This window comes from Streptomyces sp. NPDC102278, from assembly GCF_044766345.1.
GTDB lineage: Bacteria > Actinomycetota > Actinomycetes > Streptomycetales > Streptomycetaceae > Streptomyces.
Window position 1 is genome coordinate 164399 of sequence record NZ_JBIWLV010000008.1, and the last position, 25767, is coordinate 190165.

Consider the following 25767-nt stretch of genomic DNA (forward strand, 5'->3'; position numbering starts at 1 on the left):
CCTTGACCAGTTCCGCACCGCAGGGCACCGATCGCGACCGTCTGTGGTCGGTGGACGAGCACCTCGCGGACATCCTCGCCGCCGTCCGGCCGCTGGAGCCCATCGAACTCCAACTGCTCGACGCCCAGGGCTGTGTCCTGGTCGAGGACGTCACCGTGCCCGTCGCCCTCCCGCCCTTCGACAACAGCTCGATGGACGGGTACGCCGTCCGCACGGCCGACGTCCAGGGCGCGAGCGAGGAGTTCCCCGCGGTGCTGACGGTCATCGGGGACGTCGCGGCCGGCAGCGGTGAGCTGCCCACCGTCGGCCCCGGACAGGCCGCCCGCATCATGACCGGCGCCCCGTTGCCGCCCGGCGCGCAAGCCGTCGTACCGGTCGAGTGGACCGACGGCGGGACCGGCGGCGGCGCCGCGGCCGGCATGACCCCGGCCAGCTCCGCGCCCGAGGGCGCGGGCGGCGAGGTACGGGTGCACCGCGCCGCCGAGGACCGGGCGCACGTCCGCTCGCGCGGCAGCGACGTACAGGCCGGGGACCTCGCCCTGGCCGCCGGCACGGTGCTCGGCCCGCCGCAGATCGCCCTGCTGGCCGCCATCGGGCGGGGTACGGTGCGGGTCCGGCCGCGGCCCCGCGTGGTCGTCCTGTCCACCGGCAGCGAACTGGTCCAACCCGGCGAACCGCTGACCGCGGGCACCATCTACGACTCCAACAGCTTCGCGCTGGCCGCCGCCGCGCGCGACGCGGGAGCCATCGCCTACCGGGTCGGCGCCGTCGCCGACGACGCGGACACCCTGCGCTCCACCATCGAGGACCAGCTGGTCCGGGCCGACCTGCTGGTCACCACCGGCGGCGTCAGCGTCGGCGCCTACGACGTGGTCAAGGAGGCGCTGACCGCCGTCGCCTCCGGCGAGGACGACGTGGACGGCGCCGGCATCGACTTCCGCAAGCTCGCCATGCAGCCCGGCAAACCCCAGGGCTTCGGCACCATCGGCCCCGACCACACCCCGCTGCTGGCGCTGCCCGGCAACCCGGTCTCCTCCTACGTCTCCTTCGAGCTGTTCGTGCGCCCCGCCATCCGCATCCTGATGGGCCTGCCGGAGTCCGCCGTCAGTCGTCCGGTGGTACGGGCCGGGCTGAAGGCCGACAAGGCCATCGGCTCGCCGGCCGGCCGCCGGCAGTTCCTGCGCGGCGCGTACGACGCGCGGAGCGCGACGGTCAGCCCGGTCGGCGGATCGGGGTCGCACCTGATCGCCGCGCTGGCGCACGCCGACTCGCTGATCGTCGTACCGGAGGACGTCACCTCGGTGGAGCCGGGGGCCGAGCTGGAAGTGGTCCTGCTCGGCTGAGGTGCCGCGGGTGCGGGTAGCGTGTTGCACCACACAGGCCCTTGCGGGGCCCGGAGCGGGAGCGGCACCAGATATGAGCACGCAGAGCAGGCTGACGCACATCGACGAGGCCGGCGCGGCCCGGATGGTGGACGTGTCGGCGAAGGACGTCACCACCCGGACGGCGCGAGCCAGCGGACGGGTCCTCGTCTCCCCCCGGGTCGTCGAACTGCTGCGGGGCGAGGGCGTGCCGAAGGGCGACGCCCTCGCCACCGCGCGGATCGCCGGGATCATGGGGGCGAAGAAGACCCCCGACCTGATCCCGCTCTGCCACCCGCTGGCCGTCTCGGGGGTGAAGGTGGACCTGAGGGTCGCCGACGACGCCGTCGAGATCCTCGCCACCGTGAAGACCACGGACCGCACGGGCGTCGAGATGGAGGCGCTGACCGCGGTCGCCGTCGCCGGACTCACCGTGATCGACATGGTCAAGGCCGTCGACAAGGGCGCCGTCATCACGGACGTCCGGGTGGAGGAGAAGACCGGCGGCAAGTCGGGCGACTGGACCCGCGCGTGAACGCCCCGCGCGGCGGCGAGGTCCACAGCCACGTGAGCCACGTACCGCCGGTGGCGGGCGAGGCCTGGTCGGCACGGCCCGATGCCCCCGAGGAGCCGCCCGTGACGCGCGCGCTCGTGATCACCGCCTCCAACCGCGCCTCGCAGGGCGTGTACGCCGACAAGGGCGGCCCGCTGCTGGCCGAGGCGCTGGGCGCGCTCGGCTTCGCCGTGGACGGCCCGCGCGTCGTCCCGGACGGCGACCCCGTCGAGCAGGCGCTGCGCGAGGGCGTGGCCGCCGGGTACGACGTCATCCTGACCACCGGCGGCACCGGCGTCTCGCCGACCGACCGGACCCCCGACGCCACCGCGAAGGTCCTGGACTACGACATCCCCGGGATCCCGCAGGCCATCCGCGCGGAGGGCCTCGCGAAGGTGCCGACCGCGGCGCTGTCCCGGGGGCTGGCGGGGGTCGCGGGCCACACGCTGATCGTGAACCTGCCCGGCTCCACCGGCGGGGTCCGCGACGGCCTCGCGGTACTGTCCCGCATCCTGCCGCACGCCGTGGACCAGATCCGGGGTGGCGACCACCCGAGACCATCGGGGAGCGCGAGCTGAACGGCCCGTCCTGGCCCGTGGTGTTGACGGACGGCGACGTCACGCTCCGGCCGATAAAGCTGCGGGACCAGCGGGCCTGGCGCGAGGTCAACCGCCGCAACCGCGAGTGGCTGCGGCCCTGGGAGGCCACGATCCCGCCGCCCGCGCCGTGGGGGCCGGTGATCCACCGGCCGACGTACCGTCAAATGGTCCGCCACCTGCGGGCGGAGGCGAACGCCGGGCGGATGCTGCCGTTCGTCATCGAGTACCAGGGGCGGCTCGTCGGGCAGTTGACGGTCGCCGGGATCACCTGGGGTTCGATGTGCGCGGGCCACGTCGGCTACTGGGTGGACCGCGACGTGGCGGGGCGCGGGGTGATGCCGACGGCCGTCGCGCTCGCCGTGGACCACTGCTTCGCGAAGGTCGGGCTGCACCGCGTCGAGGTATGCATCAGGCCGGAGAACGGGCCCAGTAGACGGGTCGTCGAGAAGCTCGGGTTCCGCGAGGAGGGCGTGCGACCGCGCTACCTCCACATCGACGGGGCGTGGCGCGACCACCTGGTCTTCGCGCTCACCGCCGAGGAGCTCCCGGAGGGGCTGCTGACCCGTTGGCACCGGACGGCCGGACACCGCGGCGCCCCTCCGGAATAGCCGAATCGCATAGAATCGCATATGTGTTCGAATTCTTTGCCGATTCGCCCATAACCTGATCCGAAGAATCACAAAAAAAGTCCGTGATATCAGCGAGATCGTGCGACACACCGGCTCAATTGGCTGATCCGCTCGCCCGCACCCCTCTACGGTGTGTGGTGTGAGCAGCAGCGGCCTCATCTACGCAGTCATTGTGGGGGCCTGGGCCGCCTACTTGGTGCCCATGTGGCTCCGGAGGCAGGACGAGCTGAACGAAGCCCGTCCGACGGAACGCTTCTCCACTGCCATCCGGCTGCTTTCCGGCCGGGCGGGAATGGAGCGCCGTTACGCCAAGGGGCTGCGCGAGCGCGGTGCCGAAGAGGCGGATCCCCAGCCCCATGCGGACCCGGACGCGGCGACGGAGACGGTCAATTCCGTCGACGCCGACGCCCGGGTCCTCGACGTGCCTCCGACCAGGGCGGAGCCCAGATCGGCGGGTGCCGAACGGGCGGAGCGCGCCCGGCGGGAACAGCGCCTCCAGGTGCTCGCGCGCCGCAGGCGCACCACCGCGCTCCTCTTCCTGATCTTCACCCTCGGGGCGATCGTCGCCGCGGTCGGCGGACTGCGCTACCTGTGGGCGCCCGCCCTCCCGGCCCTGCTGCTGAGCACCTACATCGTGCACCTGCGGGTCCAGGAGCGCCGCCGGTACGAGTTCACGATGGACCGGCGGCGCGCGGAGGCCGCCGCACGCCGGCTCCGCGAGAACCGGCCGCACCGCCGCGAGGCCGAGTCCGCCGCCGGCGCCGAACCGGACCCTTCTCCACCGGTCTCCCCGCAGGAGGCCGGTCGGCGCGCGCTGGTCGAACAGACCGACCACGCGGAGTGGGTGGACCAGCAGCGCGAGCGCGAACGCGGTCCCGCCCGAGGTGACAGCTGGGAGCCCGTCCCCGTCCCGCTCCCGACGTACGTGACGGCCCCCGTGGCCCCGCGCGCCACCGGACCGGCGTCCCCGGACGGCTGGAGCGCCACCCGCTCCAGCACCGCCGAACCGACGGAACCCCGACTGCGCGCCCAGCCGGCCGTCCCGGCCCCGGCCTCCGAGCCGGAGCCGAAGTCGGAGCCGAAGGCCCCCGTCACCCCGCGCCCGCGCGGCCGGGACCGGGGCCGTACCCCGCTCTTCGACCAGTACGAGGGCGAGGACCGGCCGCGAGCCGCGAACGAGTGATCGGTGACCTGCGCGGACCCGGGGAACCGGTTTTGGAGCACCCGCGCGGGGATGCTAATGTTTCACACGTCGCAAGGGCCTGTGGCGCAGTCTGGTAGCGCACCTCGTTCGCATCGAGGGGGTCTGGGGTTCAAATCCCCACAGGTCCACAAACGACAGTTCTTGAGTAGCTCTCAGGAACGTTGACGAGATCCCGTCCGATCGCAAGATCGGGCGGGATCTTCGTCGTTTCCGGGGTCGGTCGATGCCGGTTCTGGTGGTGGACGGCCGTGGATGGGGTCCGGGGGATCTCGTCAGCATCGATAGCCGTCGGGGACCTGGAGGAGAGCAACGAAGATCCACACCATGATCGCGGCGCCGGTCATGCCGCCCAGGAGGGCGAGCGTCAGGTTCCACCGTCCTACGTACCCGATGAGCACCCCCCACCACGCCGTCGCCATGATCGCGAGCAGGGCTCCGTGGAAAATCAACGCGAGCCCGTTGGCCGCGCCGTTCACCCCGACGTCGCATGCCCGCCAGGCGGCGGCCAGAAGTACCGACCCGAGTACACCCGTGGCCAAACCGGCCACGGGAGCGACCGCACAGCCCCACTGCCCCCGCGTCACGGGCTCACCGCGTCCGGGCTCGCCCTGTCGCCGAGGGCGCGGCGGGGGGCGTCCGCCGCGCCGGCCCGCGCCCGACGCGTACGCCCGGCACCGCATCCGCCCACGTCAGGGGCGCAGCGGCTTCGTCATGCAGCGGCTGGAGTCGTGGAAGCGGTAATGGCCGAACTTCTCCGACATGGAGTAGCCCGAGGAGCCGTAGAGGGCGATGGCCTCCGGCTGTTGGTCGCCCGTTTCGAGGACCATGCGCGTGCGGCCCGCCGTGCGGGCGTCGTCCTCCAGCACGGCCAGGATGCGGCGGGCCAGACCGAGGCCGCGGGCCTCGGGGACCACGTACATCCGCTTTATCTCGGCGTCGCCGTCCGAGTAGCCCTCCTCGCCGCGGTCCTGGCGGCGCCAGGCGCCGCTGGCCACCGGGGTGTCCGAGGCGTCGTAGGCGAGGAGGTAGAGGCCGTTCGGCGGGATGAACATCGCCGGGTCGAGGAAGGTGGCGTCGCCCTCCCCGTCGTAGCGCCACTGGTACTCGATCTGTACCTGGGCGTCGAGTTTCGCCGCGTCGGGGTGGTCGTAGGCGACGGTGCGCAGGGTTATCCCATGAGACATCCGAACATCGTACGGAACGGTCCCGCTAAGGTGCTGGGATGCTCACCGTGACCTCCGTGAATGTGAATGGGATCCGCGCCGCCGCGAAGAAGGGCTTCGTGCAATGGCTGGCGGGATCCGACGCCGACGTCGTGTGCCTCCAGGAGGTGCGGGCCGAGGAAGCACAGATCCCGGTCGAGGCCCGGGAGCCCGAGGGCTGGCACACCGCGTTCGCGCCGGCCGCCGCCAAGGGGCGGGCCGGGGTCGCGCTGTACACGCGCAGGGCGCCCGAGGCGGTGCGGATCGGCTTCGGCAGCGACGAGTTCGACGCCGCCGGCCGGTACCTGGAGGTCGACCTCCCCGGGGTGACCGTGGCGAGCCTGTACCTGCCCTCCGGCGAGGCGGGAACCGAGAAGCAGGACGAGAAGTACCGCTTCATGGCGGAGTTCCTCGACCACCTCGCCCGCCTCAAGGAGCGCGCCGCCGCCGACGGGCGCGAGGTCGTCGTCTGCGGCGACTGGAACATCTGCCACCGGGAAGCCGACCTCAAGAACTGGAAGACGAACCGGAAGAACGCCGGCTTCCTGCCCGAGGAGCGCGAGTGGCTCGGGAAGGTGTACGAGCAGGCCGGGTACGTCGACGTCGTGCGCGCCCTGCACCCGGACGCCGAGGGCCCGTACTCGTGGTGGTCTTACCGGGGTCGGGCCTTCGACAACGACGCCGGCTGGCGGATCGACCTCCAGGTCGCCACCGCGGGACTGGCCGGCAAGGCCGTGAAGGCCTTCGTGGAACGCGCGCAGACGCATCCCGAGCGCTGGTCCGACCACGCGCCGGTGACCGTCGTCTACGAGCTCGGGGTCTGAGGACGCTGCTCCCGCTGCTGGTGTAGCCGGTCCATCGCCATGGTCAGCTCGGCCTCCACCACGCTCTTGGCGAGCGGGCGCAGGCGCGGGACGGCGTCGTCCGCGATGTGGGTGGAGATGAGCTCGGTGAACAGGGCCGCCATGGCGTCCGCGTGCTCGCGGACCCGGCGGCCCGTCTCCAGCACCGCCGCGAGCGGGACGCCCTCGCGGACCAGGGCCGAGGAGACGTCCAACAGGCGGCGGCTGACGTGCACGATGGCGTCGCCGTCGGTGGCGAGGTAGCCGAGGTCCAGGGAGGCCGCCAGGTTCTCCGGGGTGACCTCGCCCTCGAAGTAGTCGGCCAGGGCCTCGGGGGACAGGCGGACCGGGGTCTCCTCCGACCAGCCGATGCCGAGCAGCTCCCCGAGCTGGCCGACGTCGCGCCCGTTCTCGAAGGCGGCCGTCAGCTCGGCGATGCCGCCCAGGGTGTGGCCGCGTTCCAGCAGGCCGGCGATGGTGCGCAGGCGGGCCAGGTGGTGGTCGTCGTACCAGGCGATCCGCCCCTCGCGGCGGGGCGGCGGGAGCAACTTGCGCTCGCGGTAGAAGCGCAGGGTGCGCACCGGGATGCCGGCCGCCTCGGCCAGCTCCTCCGTACGGTATTCGCGCACGGCTCTCGGCACGGTCGTCGTCCTTGCTTCCGTCTCGTTGTCGGCCACGTGCGCAGCCTAGGGGGTGCGTCGTCGGCCGGGCCGGGCCCGGGGCGACCCGGTCGTACCCGCGGTAACTTTCCGGGCGCGACCCCTACCCATGAGTACGAGGCTGCTCTACTCTCCCGATTGTGCCAGTGATTGCTGGCAGGGTTGCACCGGTGGTTGTGACCGGGCTGGGCTGGGACTGCGGAAGCGGAGGCGGCGGGCATGGGTGGCAAGGGTGACGGCGTGAACGGACGCGAGCACGTGAGGGTGGCGGTGATCGGGTCCGGGTTCGGCGGGCTCGGGGCCGCCGTACGGCTGCGCCGCGAGGGGATCACGGACTTCGTCGTGCTGGAGCGCGCCGATTCCGTGGGCGGCACCTGGCGCGACAACAACTATCCGGGGTGCGCCTGCGACGTGCCCTCGCACCTGTACTCCTTCTCCTTCGCGCCCAACCCCGACTGGCCCCGGACCTTCTCGGGCCAGCCGCACATCCGGGCCTACCTGGAGCAGGTGGCCGACACCTTCGGGCTGCGGCCGCACATCCGGCTGAACTCCGAGGTCCGGCTGATGCGCTGGGACGCCGACGAGGTGCGGTGGGAGATCGAGACGTCCACCGGGAACCTCACCGCCGACGTGGTGGTCTCCGCGACCGGACCGCTGTCCGACCCGAAGATGCCCGAGATCCCCGGACTCGCCGAGTTCCCCGGCAAGGTCTTCCACTCGGCCCGCTGGGACCACGACTACGACCTGCGGGGCAAGCGCGTCGCCATGATCGGCACCGGCGCCTCGGCCATCCAGATCGTGCCGGCCATCGCCCCCGACGTGGACCGCCTCACGCTGTTCCAGCGCACCCCGCCGTGGGTGATGCCGCGCACCGACCGGGCCATCTCCGCCTTCGAACGCCGGCTGCACCGGCAGTTGCCCTTCACCCAGGCCGCCCGGCGCGGGCTGCTGTGGGGGATCAGGGAACTCCAGGTCAGCGCCTTCACCAAGCGGCCGAACCAGCTCGGCCTGGTCGAGTCCCTGGCCAAGGCCAACATGGCGCGTTCGATCAAGGACCCCGTGCTGCGGGCCAAGCTGACGCCCTCGTACCGCATCGGCTGCAAGCGCATCCTGCTGTCCAGCGAGTACTACCCGGCGCTGGCCCGACCGAATGTCGACCTGGTCGCCTCCGGGCTCAAGGAGATCCGCGGCTCGGTGCTGGTCGCCGCCGACGGCACCGAGACCGAGGTGGACGCGATCGTCTTCGGCACCGGGTTCCACGTGACGGACATGCCGATCGCGGACCGGGTGGTCGGCGTCGACGGCCAGACCCTCGCCGACGCGTGGAAGGACGGGATGAAGTCGCTGCGCGGCGCGACGGCCGCCGGCTTCCCCAACTGGATGACGATCATCGGACCGAACACCGGGCTCGGGAACAGCTCGATGATCCTGATGATCGAGTCCGCGCTGAACTACATGGCCGACTACCTGCGGCAGTTGGACACCCTGGGGGGCCGGACCGCGCTGGCCGCGCGGCCCTCGGCGGTGAACACGTGGAACCGGCACGTGCAGTCGCGGATGGAACGGACCGTCTGGAACACCGGCGGCTGCACCAGCTGGTACCTGGACGCCAACGGGCTCAACACGACGGTCTGGCCGGGCACCACCGGCGCGTTCCGGCGCGAGACCCGCACCGTCGACCTCGCCGAGTACGAGGTCGTCCGCAAGGGCGGGGAGCCGCGACCGGCTCGGGTCGCCGCCGCGCCGGCGTCGGGAACCGCACCGGCCACCCCGGTCGCCCCGACCGCCCGCGCCGGCAAGGCCGCGCCCGCGGGCGTCGCGTCCGACGCCGCCGGGCCGGAGACCGCCCCGGCGGCGGCCGTCGCGGCCGAGGGGAGCGCCGCGTGAGCCGCCGACCCGCACACGTCACGACCGGGGCCTACGCGCCGCCGGTCGCGGGCCGGGAACTCACCGCCGTCTCCGCCGACGGGGCCCGACTGCACGTCGAGGTACACGGCCAGGCGAGCGCACCGCCCGTGGTGCTCGCCCACGGCTGGACCTGCTCCACCGCCTTCTGGGCCGCCCAGATACGGGACTTGGCCCGGGACCACCGGGTCATCGCCTACGACCAGCGCGGCCACGGCCGCAGCCCCGTCGGACTCCGGCACACCACCACCGTCCTCGCCGACGACCTGGTGGCCGTGTTGAAGACCACCCTGGCGCCCGGCGAACGAACCGTCGTCGCCGGGCACTCGATGGGCGGCATGACGATCATGGCCGCTGCGGGGCGGCCCGAGTTCACCGATCACGTCGCCGCCGCCCTGCTGTGCAGCACCGGCAGCGCGCGGCTGGTCGCCGAGGCCCTGGTGCTGCCGCTGCGCGCCGGACGCGCGCGGACCCGCATGACCCGTGCGGTGCTCGGCTCCCGCGCCCCGCTCGGGCCGGTCACGCCCGTCGCGAGCAAGGTGCTCAAGTACGCCACCATGGGCCCCGCCACCGCGCCCGACCGGGTCGAGGCCGTCGCCCGCATCGTGCACGGCTGCCCCGCGGCCGTCCGGTACGCCTGGTCGCAGGTGCTGGCCGGCCTGGACCTGGGCGAGGACCTGGCCCGGCTCACCGTGCCCACCGCCGTCCTCGCCGGTACCCGCGACCGCCTGACGCCGATCACGCACGCCCGCGGCCTGGCCGCCGCACTGCCCCACTGCCTCGGGCTCACCGAGCTGACCGGCATGGGGCACATGACCCCGATCGAGGCCCCCGAGGCCGTCACCCGGGCCGTGCGGGAGCTCGCCGACCTGTACGTCGGACCGGGCGCCGACCGCCGCAGCAACGACACACCCTCGAAGGAGAAGACGCCGTGAGCGCTCGCAGGAGTCTGGAAGGTCAGGTCGCCGTCGTCACCGGAGCCGCCCGCGGGGTCGGTGAACTCCTCGCCCGCAAGCTGTCCGCGCGCGGGGCGAAGGTGGCCCTGGTGGGCCTGGAGCCGGAGGCGCTCAAGGAGGTCTCCGAGCGGCTGCACACCGAGAGCGACCACTGGCACGCCGACGTCACCGACCACGAGGCGATGGCCCGGGTCGCACAGGAGGTCAAGCAACGGTTCGGCAAGGTGGACATCGTCGTCGCCAACGCGGGCGTCGCCGCCGGCGGTCCGTTCGTCGACTCCGACCCCGACGCGTGGCGCCGGGTGATCGAGGTCAACCTGATCGGCGGCGCCGTCACCGCCCGGGCCTTCCTGCCCGTGCTGATGGAGAGCCGCGGTTACCTCCTCCAGATCGCCTCGCTCGCCGCGATCACCCCGGCGCCGATGATGACGGCGTACTGCGCCTCCAAGTCCGGGGTCGAGGCCTTCGCGCACTGCCTGCGCGCCGAGGTCGGGTACAAGGGCGTCAAGGTCGGCGTCGGCTACCTCTCCTGGACCGACACCGACATGGTGCGCGGCGCCGACCGGGACGAGGTCATGCGGGAACTGCGGCAACGGCTGCCGTGGCCCTCGAACCGCACGTACCCGCTGGGGCCGGCAGTCGACCGGATCGTGGCCGGCATCGAGCGGCGCTCGCCGCACGTGTACGCGCAGTGGTGGCTGCGGGGCATGCAGGGCATGCGCGGCTATCTGCCGGGGATCATCGCGACCGTCGGGCAGCGCGAGATGGCGCGCTTCGAGCCGAGGCTCGGCGGTGTCTCCAAGGGGCTCGTGGGGGCCGGCGGGGCGGCGGACGAACAGGGGCGCAGCGCGTCCCGCTGACCGTGCCGCCGGCGTTGAAGGTCGCGAAGGGGCGGGACGTGACCGGGCCTTGATCGAACCTCGCCCGGAGCGCGACCGGAGTGCGGCCGAAAAGTGCCCGAAATGCACACTTAACGGCCGCATGGAAGTCTGGGCGCATGTCTATCAGGGAGCAGTTCCAGGACAAGGCGCGAGAACTCGAACGCAGGGCCGCGAAGGCCCGGGAAGCGAGGGACGAGGCGAAGGACGGGCCGGTGGACCCGTTGCCGACGCCGGTGCGGGAGCAGGCCGGCAGACCCGGTGACACGCGCGACCGGCCCTTCGAGGAGTAGGCCGAGGGGGCGGGTCGAGCCCGGTGGGGCGAGGGCCGCGTGACGAGGGCGTGTGACGAGGGCGTGTGACGAGGGGCGGGGCCGCGAACGCGGTCCCGCCCCTTCGACGTACCGGCGCTCCCGCTACGAACCGGCCTCGCGCGGCGGCAACTTCGGGCGGCGCAGGTCCGGTACGTCCGCGTAGCCGGGGGGCACCGCCGCCGGGTCCTGCTCCAGCAGTTCCAACGCCAGGTGGACGGCGTCGTCGAGCTGCGCGTGCCGGCCCTCCGCCCAGTCGAGCGGCGTGCGCAGGATCGCCAGGTCGGGCTCGACGCCGTTGTTCTCCACCGACCAGCCGTACTCCGGGAACCAGGCCGCGTTCATCGGCACCGTGATCACCGTGCCGTCGCCCAGGACGTGTCGGCCGGTCATCCCGACCACCCCGCCCCAGGTGCGCTGGCCGACCACCGGGCCCAGCCCCAGCAGTTTGAACGCCGCCGTGATCATGTCCCCGTCGGAGGAGGTCGCCTCGTCGGCCAGGGCCACGATCGGGCCCCGGGGCGCGTTGGAGGCGTACGAGACCGGCTGGGCGTTGCGCGTCAGGTCCCAGCCGAGGATCGAGCGGGTCAGCTTCTCCACGACCAACTCGCTGATGTGGCCGCCGGCGTTGCCGCGCACGTCCACGATCAGCGCGGGCCGGGACATCTCCATCCGCAGGTCGCGGTTGAACTGCGCCCAGCCGGAGCCGCCCATGTCGGGGATGTGGAGGTAGCCGCACTTGCCGCCGCTGATCTCGCGGACCACGGCCCGCCGCTTGGAGACCCAGTCCTGGTAGCGCAGCGGGCGCTCGTCGATCAGCGGGACGACCGCGACGCGGCGGGCCCGGCCCTCGCCGTCCTGGTCGAAGGTCAACTCGACGGTGGTGCCGCCCGCCGCGTCCAGCAGCGGGTACGGGCCGGTCACCGGGTCCACCGGGCGGCCGTCGATGTGCGTGAGCACGGCGCCCTCGCGGATCCCGGTGCCGGCCAGCGGGGAACGGGCCTTGGAGTCCGAGGACTCGCCGGGCAGGATCCGCTTGATCATCCACGCGCCGTCCCTGCACACCAGGTTGGCGCCGAGCAGACCGATGGCCCGCTGGTAGTGGGGCGGGCCCTCGTTGCGGCGGGCGGGGGACACGTAGGCGTGCGAGGTGCCCAGCTCGCCGAGGACCTCGCGGAGCAGGTCGGCGAACTCGTCGGGGGAGGCGACCCGTTCGACCAGGGAGCGGTACTGGCGCAGCACCCCGTCCCAGTCGATGCCGCACATGTCGGGCTCCCAGAAGTAGGCGCGGATCAGCCGGCCGGCCTCCTCGTACGCCTGGCGCCACTCGGCCGCCGGGTCCACCTCGTGCAGGATCCGTCGCAGGTCCAGGTAGACGGTGGAGTCGCCGTCGCCCGACTCGGTCGCGGGGACGGCCCGCAGGTCGCCGTCGTCGTTGATCACCAGCCGGGTGCCGTCGCCGCTGACCGCGAACCAGTCGAGTCCGGAGGCGAGTTCGCTCTTGCGGGCCTTGGAGATGTCGTAGTGCTCCAGGGTCGGCTTGCCGCTGGTGTCGGCCGGGTTGGCGAAGGTCTCGCCGAGCGCCCCCGAGATCGGCCAGCGCAGCCACACCAGGCCGCCGCCGTTCACCGGGTACAGAGCCGAGTACTTCGACGCCGCGACGGGGAAGGGCGTGACGCGGCTCTCCAGCCCCTCGACCTCCACGGTCACCGAGCCGTCGCCGTCGCCGGACTCGCCCTCCACCGGGTCGAGTCCGCCCGCCGCCGGGCGGCCGTCGGGGGAGAAGGCGAAGGGCGAGGGGGTCGCGGAGGACAGCGGCACCAGGTACGGGCGACAGCCCAGCGGGAAGGACAGGTCGCCGGTGTGGACGTCGTACACCGGGTCGAAGCCGCGCCAGGACAGGAAGGCGAGGAAGCGGCCGTCCCGGGTGAACACCGGGTTCTCGTCGTCGAAGCGGCCGTTGGTGACGTCCACGACCGTGCGGGTGCCGGGGCCGGCGATCCTGGCCATCTTGATCTGGCGCAGTGAGCGTCCGATGCCCGGGTGCGACCAGGTCAGCCAACAGCCGTCGGGGGAGAACGCGAGGTCGGTGACGGGCCCGTTGATGGACCGGATGAGTTCGGTGACCTCCCCGTCGGATTCCTCGGTGGCGTCGATCAGCAGCAGTCGGCCGTCGTTGGAGGCGATGGCGAGCCGCTCCCCGTCCGGGTCGGAGAGCAGTTCCAGTACGCGGCCCAGCCGGCCCGAGGCCAGCCGGCGGGGTTCGCGGTCGCCGGAGGCGCGGGGCAGGTAGGCGATCTCGATCGCGTCCTCCCCCTCCGCGTCCGTCACGTACGCCACCTGGCCGCCGCTGCCGAGCATCTCGGGCAGCCGGGCCCGTACGCCCGGGGTGTCGGCGATGGTGCGGGCCGGGCCGTCGCGGTGGGTGAGCCAGTACAGGCTGCCGCGCACGACGACGGCGCTGGCCCGGCCGGTCGCGTCGACGGAGAGCGAGTCGACGTGGTTGGCGGCCGGCACCTGGTAGGTGCGCCGGCCCGCGCGCGGGCCGCCGAGGCGGACCTCCAGCTTGCGCGGGACGGCGTCCGGGGCGAGGGAGTCCACCAGCCAGAGGTCGCCCGCGCACTGGTAGACGACCCGGGAGCCGTCGCTGGACGCGTGCCGGGCGTAGAACTCCGCGTGGTCGGTGTGGCGCCGCAGGTCGGTGCCGTCGGGGAGGCAGGAGTAGAGGTTGCCGATGCCCTCGTGGTCGGAGAGGAAGGCGATCCGGCCGGCCACGAACATGGGCGAGTCGAGGTGGCCCTCGACGTCCTCCAGCAGTCGGCGGCCGTGCAGCCAGAGCCGGCCGGTGGCGCCGCCGCGGTAGCGCTTCCAGGCGGCGGGCTCGTGCGGGGGCTTGCCGGTGAGCAGCAGGGTCCGGCGTTCGCCGTTCGCTTCCTCGCGCACGGCGATGTCGGAGACCGGGCCCCAGGGGAGCTTGCCGCCGGGGCTGCCGTCGGTGGGCAGGCTGTAGGCCCAGGAGTAGTACGAGAAGGGCTGGGCGTGCGAGGAGACGGCCAGGATGTCGCTGCGGCCGTCCTTGTCGGGCGGGGTCCAGCCGCAGACGCGGGTGTCGGTGGAGCCCCAGTGGCTGAGTCGGCGGGCCGGACCGCCGTCCACGGGCGCGAGGTGGATCTCGGGGTCGAGACTGCGCCAGGTGGTGAAGGCGATGTGTCTGCCGTCGGGGGAGAACCGCGGGTGGCCGACCCGGGTCCGGTCGACAGTGATCCGCCAGGCCCGGCCGGCCGGGCCGTCGGGCGGTGCCAGGGGCGCCACCCAGAGGTCGTCCTCGGTGGCGAAACACAGCAGGTCGTCGTGCAGGTGCGGGAACCGGAGGTACGCGACGTCGTGACTCACCCCCCAATGCTTTCCGCGCGGGAGGGCCCTGGCAACTCGTACAGGTGATCCATGACACCCGAGGAAGCGAAACGGAACGGTTTCGTTTCGTTCGCCGGGGAGGTAGGCTCGGTGGAGTACGAAACCGTTTCGTTCGGATGGGAGGACCGGGGATGCCCGAAGAGGTCGCGTCGCGGCGCAGCCGGATCACCCCCGAGCGGGAAGCCGAACTCCACGGGGCGGTCCTCGACCTCCTCGGCGAGGTCGGGTACGAGGCGCTGACCATGGACGCGGTCGCCGCCCGCACCAAGTCCAGCAAGGCCACGCTCTACCGCCAGTGGGGGAGTAAGCCCGAGCTGGTGGCCAAGGCCCTGCGCTGCACCCAGCCGGTCTCCCTCCGGGAGATCGACACGGGCAGCGTGCGCGGGGACTTCGCCCTGATGGTCGAACACTCCGACGACGCGCAGATGGCCAAGGACACCGCACTGATGCGGGGTCTGGCCCATGCCGTCCACGAGAGCCCGGAACTCCACCAGGCACTGCGCGACCTGCTGGTCGACCCCGAGCTCAACGGCCTGCAGATGATGTTGCAGCGCGGGGTGGAACGGGGCGAGATCGCCCCGGACTGTCCTGCGCTGGACTTCGTACCGCACATGCTCCTCGGGGCGTTCATCGCGCTCCCGCTGATCGAGGACCGGACGGTCGACCGGACGTTCCTCGGCCAGTTCCTGGACGCCGTGGTCTTCCCCGCCCTCGGCGTCTGAGCCCCACGCACCACCTTTTCCGCTGCTCCTGACACGCCGCTCTCGTCGTCGGGCCGGCTCACCACGCCCTGTCCCATCCCACGACCCGAACGGGAGAACCACCGACGTGGCCACCTTCCTCTACCGCCTCGGCAAGGGCGCCTTCCGGCGCCGGCGCCTCGTCGCCCTCGTGTGGGTGGCGCTGCTGTTCGTCGCCGGCTTCGGCGCGGCCTCGGCGTCCGCGCCCACCTCAGGCTCCTTCTCGATACCCGGCACGGAGGCCCAGAAGGCCTTCGACCTGCTGGAGCAGCGCTTCCCGGGCATGGCCGCCGACGGCGCCACCGCCCGTATCGTCGTCAAGGCGCCTGCCGGCGCCAAGGTCACCGACCCGGGCACCAAGGCCGAGGTCGAGAAGATCATCTCCGGTCTGCAGAACGGCCCCGGCGCCGAGCAGATCTCCAAGATCGACGACCCCTACCAGGTGCAGGCCGTCAGCCAGGACGCCTCCACGGCCTACGTCAGCGTCAAGTACGACGTCAGCGGCATGGAGCTGAAGGACGACGCCCGCGACGCCCTGAAGGTGTCCGGCAAGGCCGCCCAGGACGCCGGGCTCACCGTCGAGATCGGCGGCGACGCGCTGATGGCGGCGCCCGAGACGGGCTCCGGCGAGATCATCGGCATCGCCATCGCGGCGATCGTCCTCGTCATCACCTTCGGCTCGCTGATCGCGGCCGGACTGCCGCTGCTGACCGCGCTGATCGGCGTGGGAATCGGTGTCTCCGGCATCACGGCGCTCGCCAACGTGCTGGACCTCGGCTCCACCACCTCCACCCTCGCGATGATGATCGGCCTCGCGGTCGGCATCGACTACGCCCTCTTCATCGTCTCCCGCTACCGCGCGGAGCTCGCCGAGGGCCGGGAGCGCGACGAAGCCGCGGGCAGGGCCGCCGGAACCGCCGGTTCCGCCGTCGTCTTCGCCGGTCTGACCGTGGTCATCGCCCTGGTGGGCCTGGCCGTCGTCAACATCCCGATGCTGACCAAGATGGGCGTCGCGGCCGCCGGCACGGTGGTCATCGCGGTCCTCGTGGCCCTGACCCTGGTCCCGGCCATCCTGGGCTTCGCCGGCAAGAAGGTCCTGCCGGCCGGCGCCAAGAGCAAGCTCTTCGGCAAGGGCAGGCCGAAGGTCGAGGGCGCCGAGCCCAAGGCCAACGGCGGCACCCGCTGGGCCCGCTTCGTCCTGCGCCGCCCGATCATGGTGCTGCTGGCCGGTGTGATCGGCCTCGGCGTGATCGCCATCCCGGCGAGCAAGCTGGAGATGGGCCTGCCGGACGACGGCGCCCAGCCGGTCTCCACCACCCAGCGCAAGGCGTACGACCTGCTGTCCGACGGCTTCGGCCCCGGTTTCAACGGCCCGCTGATGATCGTCGTCGACGGCGACAAGGCGCTCGCCGACTCCACGGCCGACCGGATCAAGGGCCTGGAAGGCGTCGTGGCGGTCACCCCGCCGATGCTGAACAAGGGCGGCGACGCGGCGATCATCAACGTGATCCCGAAGGACCGGCCCTCCTCCGTCGAGACCGAGAACCTGGTCCACGAGATCCGCGACGGCAGCGGGGACGACGTCCTCGTCACCGGCGCCACCGCGATGAACATCGACTTCTCGCAGAAGATGAACGACGCGCTGCTGCCCTACCTGGCGCTCGTGGTCGGCCTCGCCTTCCTGCTCCTGATGCTGGTGTTCCGCTCGATCCTGGTCCCGCTCAAGGCCGCCCTCGGCTTCCTGCTGTCGGTCGTAGCGGCCCTCGGCGCGGTCGTCGCGGTCTTCCAGTGGGGCTGGCTCGGCTCGCTCTTCGGGGTGGAGCAGACCGGTCCGATCATGTCGATGATGCCGATCTTCATGGTGGGCGTGGTCTTCGGCCTGGCCATGGACTACGAGGTCTTCCTGGTCACCCGCATGCGGGAGGCGTACGTCCACGGCGAGCGCCCGGGCCAGGCTGTCGTCACCGGCTTCCAGTACAGCGCGCGGGTGGTCGTGGCCGCCGCGGTCATCATGATCGCCGTGTTCGCGGGCTTCATCGGAGCCAGTGAGCAGATGGTCAAGATGATCGGCTTCGGTCTGGCCGTCGCCGTCTTCTTCGACGCCTTCGTGGTCCGCATGGCCATCGTCCCGGCGGTGCTGGCGCTGCTCGGCCACAAGGCCTGGTGGCTGCCGAAGTGGCTCGACCGGCTCCTGCCCAACGTGGACGTGGAGGGCGAGAGCCTGCGCAAGCACCTCGGCGACTCCGGCGACTCCTCGGAGGGCCCGGACAAGGACCGCGAGCTGGTCAACGCCTGACCCGCGACCCCGTGTCGACGCCTGACCCGCGGGTCACGGTCGCGCGGTCACGGTCGCGTACGAGAGCCGGCCCCGCACCCGAAACACCGGGTGCGGGGCCGGCCCCGTTCGTCCGGCCCCGTTCGTCCGGCCGGCCGGCGCGGCCGCGTTGGGCCTAACGGGTGGCGGGCTCGGCGGCGGGCGTCGCGGCGGGGGCGTACGTACGGCGCAGGAAGCGGCGCAGCGCCGAGAGGTCGAACTGCACCACGGCCACGCCCTCGGGGGAGTGGAACTCGACGACCGCCTGTACCCGGCCGCAGGGCCAGACCCGCACGTCACCGGTCCCGGTCGGGGCGGTCAGGCCCGCCTCCAGGAGGGCGCGGGGGAAGACCCACTCGTTGTCCGTGCCCTCGGGGGACAGGTCGGCCGGGAAGACGATCCGTACGGCCAGCGGCTCGGCGGAGGTGAACCGCAGGAGAACCGGAATGGCCCGGTAGAGCGGATCGTCCGTGATCACGCGGGCGCGTACCCGCTCCTCGACGGCGGTGGTCACCTCGGTCGCGTGGGCATTCTCGGCGGTCGCTGACATCGACACGGCTCCTATAAATCGGAACATATGCGTCCGTATTGTCCCCAGCCTCGCACATTCCCACGAATCCGCGCGTCGCTTTTTGGGGCGCGCACGCTCTTGCCAATGGTTTGCAGGTGGGCACTATTCTTGAACGGTTGAAGATTTTCTCAGCGCAACGACGACCGATCCCCGCGCGCCCCACCGCCATGTGCCCAGCGCCATGAGCCCTACCGCAGGAAGCGGAGCAGACACATGCATGTCCCCGACGGCTTCATCGACGCCCCCGTCTCCATAGCCGCAGGCGTCGCGGCCGCGGGCGCGGTGGCGGTCAGCCTCCGCGGTGCCCGTCGCGAGCTCGACGAGCGCACCGCCCCGCTCGCCGGCCTGGTCGCCGCCTTCATCTTCGCCGTGCAGATGCTCAACTTCCCGGTCGCCGCCGGCACCAGCGGCCACCTGCTGGGAGGGGCCCTCGCCGCGATCCTCGTCGGCCCCTACACGGGCGTGCTGTGCGTGTCCGTGGTCCTGCTCATGCAGGGCATCCTCTTCGCCGACGGCGGCCTGACGGCCCTCGGCGTGAACATCACCGTCATGGGCGTCGTCACCGTGGTGATCGCCTACGCGATCTTCCGCGGCCTGGTCAAGGTGCTGCCCGCCGGCCGGGCCTCGATCACCACCGCCGCCTTCGCCGGAGCCCTGCTCTCGGTGCCCGGCGCGGCCGCCGCCTTCACCGCGATCTACTCCGTCGGGGGGACGACCGACATCCCGGTGGCCAAGGTGTTCACCGCCATGGTCGGTGTCCACGTCCTCATCGGCATCGGCGAGGCCGTCATCACGGCCGCGACCGTGGGCGCCGTCCTGGCCGTCCGGCCCGACCTGGTGCACGGCGCGCGCGGACTGGGCACGCCGCTGAAGCTGCGCGTCGACGGCGTACTGGTCGACGCCCCCGCCGCCGCCCCGGCGCCCGTCGTCGCCGCCCGGTCCACGAAGCCCGTCTGGGTCACCGGCCTGGTCACCGCCCTCGTACTGGCCGGCGTCGTCTCCTTCTACGCCTCCGCCAGCCCCGACGGCCTGGAGAAGGTCGCCGCCGACAAGGGCATCGACGCGCACGTCGAGGAGCACGCCTCCGCGAACTCCCCCGTGGCCGACTACAGCGTCAAGGGCGTCGGCGACGCCCGACTGTCCGGCGGCCTCGCCGGGGTCATCGGCGTCGGCGTGACCGTCGTCGTCGGCACCGGCGTCTTCTGGGTGGTCCGTCGCCGCCGCGCCGAGGACCTGACCGCCACCTCCACCTCCGTGCCCACCGCCTGACATGGGGGCCGGCCACACGCACAAGCTCTACCGGCACGGGCACTCGCCGATCCACGCACTGCCACCGCACTGCAAGCTCGCCGCGACCTTCGCCTTCGTGCTGGTCGTCGTGTCCACACCGCGGGAGGCGATGTGGGCCTTCGGCCTGTACGCGGTCCTCCTCGCGGGGGTCACGGCCGTGGCCCGGATCCCGGCCGGGTTCGTGCTGCGCCGGCTGTTGATCGAGGTGCCGTTCGTCGCCTTCGCCGTGCTCATGCCCTTCGTGGCCGAGGGCGAGCGGGTCGACGTGCTCGGCATGTCGCTGAGCGTCTCCGGCCTGTGGGGCGCCTGGAACGTGCTGGCCAAGGGCACCCTCGGGGTGGCCGCCTCCGTACTGCTCGCCTCGACGACCGAACTGCGGTCGCTGCTCCTCGGCCTCCAACGGCTGAAACTGCCGCCGCTGCTGGTCCAGATCGCCTCCTTCATGGTCCGGTACGGCGACGTGATCGGCGGCGAGCTCCGCCGGATGTCGATCGCCCGGCGCTCGCGCGGGTTCGAGGCGCGCGGGATCCGGCACTGGGGGGTGCTGGCCAAGACGGCGGGCGCCCTCTTCATCCGTTCCTACGAGCGCGGCGAGCGGGTCTACCTCGCGATGGTCAGTCGCGGCTACGACGGCTCCATGCCGGTGATCGACGACGTCGCGGCCACGCGCGCCCAGTGGGCGCACGCCGCCGTGCTCCCGCTGGCGGCGCTCGCCGTCTGTCTGATGGGGTGGACGCTGTGAACGTGATGGGATGGACGCCGTGAACGCCCTCTCGACCCCCGCCCCGCCCTCGCTGGACGTCTCCGGCCTCGCCTACGCCTATCCGGACGGACACCAGGCCCTCTTCGGCGTGAACCTGACCGTAGGACAGGGCGAACGCGTCGCCCTCCTCGGCCCCAACGGCGCGGGCAAGACCACCCTCGTCCTGCACCTCAACGGCATCCTCGGCGGTGGGGTCGGCTCCGTGACCGTGGCCGGTCTGCCGGTGGAGAAGCGGAACTTCGCCGAGATCCGCCGCCGGGTCGGCATCGTCTTCCAGGACCCCGACGACCAGCTGTTCATGCCCACCGTGCGCGAGGACGTCGCCTTCGGCCCGGCGGCCGCCGGAATGCGGGGCGCGGAGCTGGAGCAGCGGGTCCGGGAGGCTCTGGAGCAGGTCGGCATGGCCGCCTTCGCGGACCGGCCGCCGCACCACCTGTCCTTCGGACAACGCCGCCGGGTGGCCGTGGCCACCGTGCTCGCGATGCGGCCCGAGATCCTGGTCCTCGACGAGCCCTCCTCCAACCTCGACCCCGCCTCGCGGCGCGAGCTGGCCGACATCCTGCGCTCGCTGGACGTGACGGTGCTGATGGTGACGCACGACCTGCCGTACGCGCTGGAACTGTGCCCGCGCGCGGTGATCCTCAGCGACGGGGTCATCACCGCCGACGGGAGCACGCAGGACCTGCTGTGCGACGAGGAGCTGATGGGCGCCCACCGGCTGGAACTCCCCTTCGGCTTCGACCCGCGCTCGGTGACACCGCCGGCGGCGGCGACCGCCGCGCCGGGGACCGGGACCCCGCCCGGGGCGGCATAAGCGCCCGAGGTCGGTTGTTGGAGCGGACGTGGAGATCCAGGGTGAGGTGACGGAGGGCTTCGAGGCCGTCCGGGACGCGTTCGTACGAAACTTCGAGGCGCTCGGGGACCGGGGCGCGGCCGTGGCCGTGTACCGCGACGGCCGCAAGGTCGTGGACCTGTGGGGCGGCACGAAGGACGTGGACGGGGCCGACACCGGGGGCTCGGGCGGCGCGGGCACGGAGGGCTCCGGCGGCGCGGCGACCGAGGGCTCCGGCGGCGCGGTGACCTACGGCTCCGCGGCGCCCTGGACCGCGGACACGGCGCAGGTCGTGCGGTCGGCCACCAAGGGCGTGGCCGCGGCCGTCCCGTTGCTGCTGCACCAGCGGGGACTGCTGGACCTGGACGAGCCGGTGGGGGCCCACTGGCCGGAGTTCAAGGCGGGCGGCAAGGAGCGGGTACGGGTCCGTGACCTGCTGGCGCACCGCGCGGGCGTCCCCGCGCTGGACCGGCCCCTGACGCCGGCCCGGGCGGCGGACGGGGAGAGCGGGCCGCGGGCCGTCGCCGCACAGACCGCCTTCTGGCAGCCCGGCACGGACCACGGCTACCACGCGCAGACGTACAGCTGGCTGCTGTCGGAACTGGTACTCCGGGTGACCGGGGAGTCGGTGGGCCGGTGGCTCGCGCGGGAGGTCACCGGCCCGCTGGGCCTGGACTTCTGGATCGGGCTGCCCGACACCGCGGCGGGGCGGGTCGGCAGGGTCGGTCCGGTGGAGCCGCCGGCGTCGGCGGGGGCGTTGCGTACCCGGCCGCGCAGAAACGTTTCGGAGGCCTACGCCGACCCGCACTCGCTCACCCGACGCGCCTTCGGGGCCATCGACCCCCTGCCCGACGAGAACGACCCCGCCTACCGGGCCGCCGAACTCCCCGCCTCGGCCGGGATCGGCACCGCCCGGGCACTGGCCGGCTTCTACGCGGCGCTGCTGGGCGACACCGAGGACGGAGCCCGGCTGTTCACCCCCGAGACCGCGGCCCTGGCGGCCTCCGAGGTGTCCTCGGGCCCCGACCGGGTGCTCGTCGTCAACACCCGCTTCGGCCCCGGCCACATGCTGCACGGCCCGGCCTCCCCGCTGCTGTCCCCGGCCTCCTTCGGGCACCCGGGGCGGGGCGGCTCGCTGGCCTTCGCCGACGCGGAGGCGGGCATCGGCTTCGGGTACGTCACCAACTCCCTGGCCAAGTCGGTCACCGCGGACCCTCGCGCGCAGGCCCTGGTCCGGGCGGTACGCGCGTCCCTCTGACGGTCAGGAGCGCGGCGCGGCGGCGGGGTCTGACGGTCAGGAGCGCGGCGCGGCGGCGGGGTCTGGTCGTCACAGTGGCGCGGCGGCGGGGTCTGACGGTCAGGAGCGCGGCGCGGCGGGCTCGCCGTCAGGGGCTCAGTACCGCGGCCACGATCGGGCCCGCCGCGTCCGAGCCGTGGCCGCCGCCCTCGACCATCGCCGCCGCGGCCACGTCGTCGCTGAAGCCGGTGAACCAGCTGTCCGGGCTCCCCGCCCCGTCCACCTCCGCCGAACCGGTCTTCGCGCCCTTGTCGCCGCCGACCGAGGCCATCGCCTTGGCGCCCGTACCGCTGGTCGCCGTCAGCCGCATCATGGACACCAGTTGGCCGCGCACCGACGACTTCATCGTGCGCGCCGCCGTCGCGGTCGGCCGGCCGTCGAGCTCGGGGGAGACCAGCAGGGGCTGGTGGAACCGGCCGCTGCGCGCCGTCGCCGTGATGGACGCGATGTTCAGCGGGTTCATCGTGATCTGGCCCTGCCCGATGTACTCCGCCGCCGACTCCGCGCCGGTCGTCACCGGGACCTTGCCGTCGAAGGACTTGATGCCCGTCTTCCAGTCCAGGCCGATCCCGAAGACCTCGGTGGCCTCCTTCGACAGTGCGGCGTCCTCGTCGACCTCTTTGATCTGCTTGATGAAGGCGGTGTTGCAGGACCGGGCGAAGCTCGTCGAGAAGTTCGTGCCCTCCGGCAGCCGGAAGTTCTCCAGGTTGTGGAAGGAACGGCCGCCCCAGGACACCGTCTTGTCGCACGGGGCGGGCTTGTCCGCTGCCACCTTGCCCCGGTCGAGCAGCATCGCCGCCGTGACGATCTTCATCGTCGAGCCGGGTGCGCGCGTGCCCGTCATCGCCGCGTTGTAGCCGTCCTTGCGGTTGTTGGCGATCGCCAGGATGTGGCCGTTGCTCGGCTTGACGGCGACCACCGAGGACTCCGGGAACCTGGCCACCGCCTGCTCCGCCGCCGCCTGCACCTTCGCGTCCAGGTACGTCTTGAGCGTGCTCGGCTCGCCCGCCACCAGGGTCAACAGCGTCCGTCTGCCGCCGTTCTGGGCGGTGGCGCCGTCCTGGGTGGTGCTGCCGTCCTGGGTGGTGGCGGTGGCCGCGGCCGGTTCGATCCACACCTCCGCGCCCGCCTTGCCGCCTGCCTTGCTCCCGTAGACCTCGCGCAGTTGGGCGAGGACCGGCCGCAGCGACGGGTACTTCTCCGGAGTCAGCTCCTGGTCGTTGCGGTCCACCAGCTTGACCGGCGGACTGGCCGGCGTGCCCGCGCGCAGCCTCTCGCCGCGCTTGAGGTCCGGGTGGATCACCGAAGCCTGCCAGTCCACCAGGGCCTTGCCGGTGCTGAGGCCGCGGACCACGGTGAGCCGGGACTCGTACGCGAGGGGCTTGGTCGTGCCCTCGTACGTCACCTCGGCCGCGACCTTGAAGGGCACGGTCGTGCCGGTCGGGGTGCCGGGGGTGATCACCGCCTTGGACACGTAGGCCTTGGCCTTGAAGTCGGCGACCGCCGACTGCGCCTCGGACGCGTTGTTCGTCCAGTCGGCCGCCGTACGGTCGTCCCCGGCCGCCCACGCGGTCAGGAAGCCCTTCGCGGCCTCGACGGCCTCCTTCTCGGTGACCGGCCCCTCGCCCCTCGACGCGGTGGCCGACTTGCCGTCGGCCGTGTCGTCCTTGCCACCGCCGGTGTCACCGACCAGTGAGTACATGCCGTATCCGGCACCGCCGACCATCGCGAGGAACACCCCGCCGATGATGGCACCCTTCGCCGCCCCGTTCACTTGCGTCCCTCCCCCGGAACCACGGTTCTCTGAACGTGTTCAAGAACCCCTGGCACGGACATTACGCTGAGCGAGCGGATGTTGCGCATGTTGTTACCGGACCGGAACGTGCCGCCCGTCACACGCCGAAGGCCGCGCCCGGGCCGGGGCGTTGACGCAGGAGGCCGCTCCCCGTACCCGACAACCACGCCGGGCCCGGCACCTGTTGGTGCCGGGCCCGGCGGGGGCTTCGGTCGCTAGACCCAGGTGTCCAGCCACATGCGGCCGCGCCAGGAGTCCATCGGGAGGGACCGGCCCGTGTAGATGGGCCAGAAGTAGATGAAGTCCCGTAGCCTGGGCCGCTTGCCCCCCTGACCAGCCACTACGTCGTCAGCAACGGTACCCAGCAGGTCACTGGGCCGTCTCTGGGCCGTGATCATGGTCCGGAGCGGCCTTGAAGAGCCCGTCCACGGCCTTCCTTGTCCTGCCCTCGCTGCTCGGCATCAGGTGCGTGTACGTCCGCAGGGTGAAGCCGGGGTCCGCATGCCCCAGGTACTGGCTCAGGGCGCGGATGTTCTCGCCAGCGTCCAGTAGGACGGACGCGTAGAAGTGCCGCAGGGCGTGCATGCCGTGCTGCGGGGCGGACGCGTACCGCTCACCGTCTTTGGCCGGAGGGATGATTCCGGCAAGGGCGAGAGCGGGTTTCCACATGTGGTCGTTGAAGTGGCTCACCCGGACGAACGTCCGGCTCGGGCTCGGGAAGATGAGCGACTTCGTCACCGGGGGACCGTCCGGCGTCCGCCAGGGCAGGGTGACCTTGACTGGAGGGTGGAGCTTGGAGTGCGCGCGCAACTCCGCTGCCACCGTCCCCGGGAGAGGGACGGACCGCGCCTTCGCGCCCTTGGGAGGTGCGAAGACGTACTTCCCGCGGATGCGCTTGAGCTGGTGCTCTACACGGAGCCAGGCACCGTCGTAGTCGATCTCCTCCTCGGACAACCCGAACACCTCGCCCTGACGCAGGCCGCAGCCGGCGGCGATGTCGACAGCGGTGCGCAGGTGTCGGGGCAACTTGGCCCGTACCGCGAGTACCTGCGTGGCGGTCCACGGCGTGACGCGGGGCGGGGCGGGCTTCGGTACCTGCACGGATCGGGCCCGGCACGGGTTCTTGGCCAGGAGCCCGTCATCCACGGCGGCGGCGAATGCGGCGCTGACCGTGCCGAAGATGATCCGACGGTGTGAAGAGGCGGGGACGCTCTCCTCCAACTCGCCAAGCCAGGTGCGGATGTGGCCCGGCTGGAACGACGGCATGGGGCGGGTGCCGATGTACGGATAGGCGTGCAGCCTCAGCCGGCGCTCTGCCGCCTCGCGGCTGTTGATCTCCGTGGTGTGGGTCTTTACCCACTTCTCAGCGAACTGGCGGAAAGTGATGCGGTTCGCGCGCGGGTCGACGTACTGCCCCCGGGACATGTCGGCCGCGGTGTCGTTCAGCCACATCTCGGCAAGCCGCTTCTGCTTATCCGGGAAAGACTTGCTCTTCTCGGTGCCGTCCGGGCCGATGTACCGGGCGCGGTACCGCATGCCGAGGCCGTGTCGGTCGCTTTTGACCCGGATGGGCTTTCCCTCGGTGCCGGGTTCGGTCTTGTACCAGCGGTCTTGGATGTGGCCTGCCACGTTGGGGCCTTTCTGGAGACGTA

At 72.3% G+C, this 25767-nt stretch carries 23 protein-coding genes and 1 tRNA gene; 17 read left to right on the plus strand and 7 right to left on the minus strand.

The window, feature by feature from the left end; all coding sequences use genetic code 11:
* Positions 1-2: 2 nt before the first annotated feature.
* The 6 genes from glp (at position 3) to ACIRO3_RS20850 (ending at position 4474) form a co-directional block, all read left to right on the plus strand.
* Positions 3-1343 (plus strand): gephyrin-like molybdotransferase Glp, encoded by a 1341-nt coding sequence (gene glp / locus ACIRO3_RS20825; RefSeq protein ID WP_404138789.1) that lies wholly within the window; start codon positions 3-5, stop codon positions 1341-1343.
* Between the two features lie 73 nt (positions 1344-1416).
* Positions 1417-1896: a cyclic pyranopterin monophosphate synthase MoaC gene (moaC, locus tag ACIRO3_RS20830; protein WP_267800008.1), complete on the plus strand. Its 480-nt coding sequence runs from the start codon at positions 1417-1419 to the stop codon at positions 1894-1896.
* Between the two features lie 50 nt (positions 1897-1946).
* Complete coding sequence (locus ACIRO3_RS20835) at positions 1947-2492, plus strand: molybdenum cofactor biosynthesis protein B (protein ID WP_404139084.1); 546 nt, start codon at positions 1947-1949, stop codon at positions 2490-2492.
* A gap of 17 nt (positions 2493-2509) precedes the next feature.
* Positions 2510-3121 (plus strand): GNAT family protein, encoded by a 612-nt coding sequence (locus ACIRO3_RS20840; protein ID WP_366000110.1) that lies wholly within the window; start codon positions 2510-2512, stop codon positions 3119-3121.
* A gap of 160 nt (positions 3122-3281) precedes the next feature.
* Entirely contained in the window at positions 3282-4325 is a 1044-nt protein-coding gene (locus ACIRO3_RS20845; protein ID WP_404138794.1) for a hypothetical protein, read from the plus strand.
* Positions 4326-4400: 75 nt separating this feature from the next.
* Positions 4401-4474: transfer RNA gene (locus ACIRO3_RS20850), tRNA-Ala, on the plus strand.
* Between the two features lie 144 nt (positions 4475-4618).
* On the opposite strand, the gene ACIRO3_RS20855 is transcribed toward ACIRO3_RS20850, so the two are convergent.
* Both ACIRO3_RS20855 and ACIRO3_RS20860 read right to left on the minus strand, forming a co-directional pair.
* Positions 4619-4894, minus strand: coding sequence for a hypothetical protein (locus tag ACIRO3_RS20855; protein ID WP_404138797.1), 276 nt, complete (start codon positions 4892-4894; stop codon positions 4619-4621).
* A 141-nt stretch (positions 4895-5035) separates the two neighbouring features.
* Positions 5036-5530: a GNAT family N-acetyltransferase gene (locus tag ACIRO3_RS20860; protein WP_404138800.1), complete on the minus strand. Its 495-nt coding sequence runs from the start codon at positions 5528-5530 to the stop codon at positions 5036-5038.
* A 38-nt stretch (positions 5531-5568) separates the two neighbouring features.
* On the opposite strand from ACIRO3_RS20860, the gene ACIRO3_RS20865 reads away from it, so the two are divergent.
* A complete protein-coding gene (locus tag ACIRO3_RS20865; protein ID WP_404138803.1) occupies positions 5569-6372 on the plus strand; it encodes an exodeoxyribonuclease III in 804 nt (267 codons plus the stop codon).
* Here the strand turns inward: ACIRO3_RS20865 and ACIRO3_RS20870 are convergent.
* Positions 6354-7067, minus strand: coding sequence for a MerR family transcriptional regulator (locus ACIRO3_RS20870; protein WP_361782760.1), 714 nt, complete (start codon positions 7065-7067; stop codon positions 6354-6356). The genes ACIRO3_RS20865 and ACIRO3_RS20870 overlap by 19 nt on opposite strands.
* Positions 7068-7289: 222 nt before the next feature.
* Between ACIRO3_RS20870 and ACIRO3_RS20875 the strand changes: the two genes are divergently transcribed.
* From ACIRO3_RS20875 to ACIRO3_RS20890, 4 genes are all read left to right on the plus strand, one after another.
* Complete coding sequence (locus ACIRO3_RS20875; protein ID WP_404138807.1) at positions 7290-8936, plus strand: flavin-containing monooxygenase; 1647 nt, start codon at positions 7290-7292, stop codon at positions 8934-8936.
* The gene (locus ACIRO3_RS20880; protein WP_404138809.1) at positions 8933-9889 is read left to right on the plus strand and encodes an alpha/beta fold hydrolase; all 957 of its coding nucleotides are present in this window, start codon (positions 8933-8935) and stop codon (positions 9887-9889) included. The genes ACIRO3_RS20875 and ACIRO3_RS20880 overlap by 4 nt, the downstream gene beginning before the upstream one ends.
* Positions 9886-10770: an SDR family oxidoreductase gene (locus ACIRO3_RS20885; protein ID WP_361782766.1), complete on the plus strand. Its 885-nt coding sequence runs from the start codon at positions 9886-9888 to the stop codon at positions 10768-10770. The genes ACIRO3_RS20880 and ACIRO3_RS20885 overlap by 4 nt, the downstream gene beginning before the upstream one ends.
* 137 nt (positions 10771-10907) lie before the next feature.
* On the plus strand, positions 10908-11081 hold the full coding sequence (locus ACIRO3_RS20890; protein WP_366000104.1) for a hypothetical protein: 174 nt from the start codon (positions 10908-10910) through the stop codon (positions 11079-11081).
* Positions 11082-11204: 123 nt separating this feature from the next.
* Here ACIRO3_RS20890 and ACIRO3_RS20895 read toward each other — a convergent pair whose 3' ends face one another.
* Positions 11205-14492 (minus strand): S41 family peptidase, encoded by a 3288-nt coding sequence (locus tag ACIRO3_RS20895; protein ID WP_404138812.1) that lies wholly within the window; start codon positions 14490-14492, stop codon positions 11205-11207.
* A 152-nt stretch (positions 14493-14644) separates the two neighbouring features.
* Here ACIRO3_RS20895 and ACIRO3_RS20900 point away from each other — a divergent pair, with 152 nt between their 5' ends.
* On the plus strand, positions 14645-15235 hold the full coding sequence (locus tag ACIRO3_RS20900) for a TetR/AcrR family transcriptional regulator (RefSeq protein ID WP_404138815.1): 591 nt from the start codon (positions 14645-14647) through the stop codon (positions 15233-15235).
* A 106-nt stretch (positions 15236-15341) separates the two neighbouring features.
* Positions 15342-17549 carry an MMPL family transporter gene (locus ACIRO3_RS20905; protein ID WP_361782777.1) on the plus strand — a complete coding sequence of 736 codons (2208 nt, stop codon included), beginning with the start codon at positions 15342-15344 and terminating at the stop codon, positions 17547-17549.
* Positions 17550-17703: 154 nt separating this feature from the next.
* On the opposite strand, the gene ACIRO3_RS20910 is transcribed toward ACIRO3_RS20905, so the two are convergent.
* Positions 17704-18117: an SsgA family sporulation/cell division regulator gene (locus tag ACIRO3_RS20910; protein WP_361782780.1), complete on the minus strand. Its 414-nt coding sequence runs from the start codon at positions 18115-18117 to the stop codon at positions 17704-17706.
* 234 nt (positions 18118-18351) lie between these two features.
* Here ACIRO3_RS20910 and ACIRO3_RS20915 point away from each other — a divergent pair, with 234 nt between their 5' ends.
* The 4 genes from ACIRO3_RS20915 to ACIRO3_RS20930 are packed head-to-tail and all read left to right on the plus strand — an operon-like array spanning position 18352 to position 22281.
* Positions 18352-19407, plus strand: coding sequence for an energy-coupling factor ABC transporter permease (locus ACIRO3_RS20915; protein ID WP_404138819.1), 1056 nt, complete (start codon positions 18352-18354; stop codon positions 19405-19407).
* Position 19408: 1 nt separating this feature from the next.
* Positions 19409-20170 carry a cobalt ECF transporter T component CbiQ gene (gene cbiQ / locus ACIRO3_RS20920; protein ID WP_404138821.1) on the plus strand — a complete coding sequence of 254 codons (762 nt, stop codon included), beginning with the start codon at positions 19409-19411 and terminating at the stop codon, positions 20168-20170.
* A gap of 10 nt (positions 20171-20180) precedes the next feature.
* The gene (locus tag ACIRO3_RS20925; RefSeq protein ID WP_404138824.1) at positions 20181-21005 is read left to right on the plus strand and encodes an energy-coupling factor ABC transporter ATP-binding protein; all 825 of its coding nucleotides are present in this window, start codon (positions 20181-20183) and stop codon (positions 21003-21005) included.
* Positions 21006-21033: 28 nt separating this feature from the next.
* Complete coding sequence (locus ACIRO3_RS20930) at positions 21034-22281, plus strand: serine hydrolase domain-containing protein (RefSeq protein ID WP_404138826.1); 1248 nt, start codon at positions 21034-21036, stop codon at positions 22279-22281.
* Positions 22282-22408: 127 nt separating this feature from the next.
* On the opposite strand, the gene ACIRO3_RS20935 is transcribed toward ACIRO3_RS20930, so the two are convergent.
* The gene (locus ACIRO3_RS20935) at positions 22409-24094 is read right to left on the minus strand and encodes a penicillin-binding transpeptidase domain-containing protein (protein WP_404138829.1); all 1686 of its coding nucleotides are present in this window, start codon (positions 24092-24094) and stop codon (positions 22409-22411) included.
* A 390-nt stretch (positions 24095-24484) separates the two neighbouring features.
* A complete protein-coding gene (locus ACIRO3_RS20940) occupies positions 24485-25744 on the minus strand; it encodes a tyrosine-type recombinase/integrase (protein WP_404138832.1) in 1260 nt (419 codons plus the stop codon).
* Positions 25745-25767: the final 23 nt, after the last annotated feature.

Bases quoted from the DNA above. Each gene is read 5' to 3' on its own strand.
- moaC (WP_267800008.1), top strand. From the start codon at position 1,417: ATGAGCACGCAGAGCAGGCTGACGCACATCGACGAGGCCGGCGCGGCC.
- ACIRO3_RS20860 (WP_404138800.1), bottom strand. From the start codon at position 5,530: ATGTCTCATGGGATAACCCTGCGCACCGTCGCCTACGACCACCCCGAC.
- ACIRO3_RS20865 (WP_404138803.1), top strand. From the start codon at position 5,569: ATGCTCACCGTGACCTCCGTGAATGTGAATGGGATCCGCGCCGCCGCG.
- ACIRO3_RS20890 (WP_366000104.1), top strand. From the start codon at position 10,908: ATGTCTATCAGGGAGCAGTTCCAGGACAAGGCGCGAGAACTCGAACGC.
- ACIRO3_RS20900 (WP_404138815.1), top strand. From the start codon at position 14,645: ATGCCCGAAGAGGTCGCGTCGCGGCGCAGCCGGATCACCCCCGAGCGG.
- ACIRO3_RS20910 (WP_361782780.1), bottom strand. From the start codon at position 18,117: ATGTCAGCGACCGCCGAGAATGCCCACGCGACCGAGGTGACCACCGCC.
- ACIRO3_RS20915 (WP_404138819.1), top strand. From the start codon at position 18,352: ATGCATGTCCCCGACGGCTTCATCGACGCCCCCGTCTCCATAGCCGCA.
- cbiQ (WP_404138821.1), top strand. From the start codon at position 19,409: ATGGGGGCCGGCCACACGCACAAGCTCTACCGGCACGGGCACTCGCCG.
- ACIRO3_RS20925 (WP_404138824.1), top strand. From the start codon at position 20,181: ATGGACGCCGTGAACGCCCTCTCGACCCCCGCCCCGCCCTCGCTGGAC.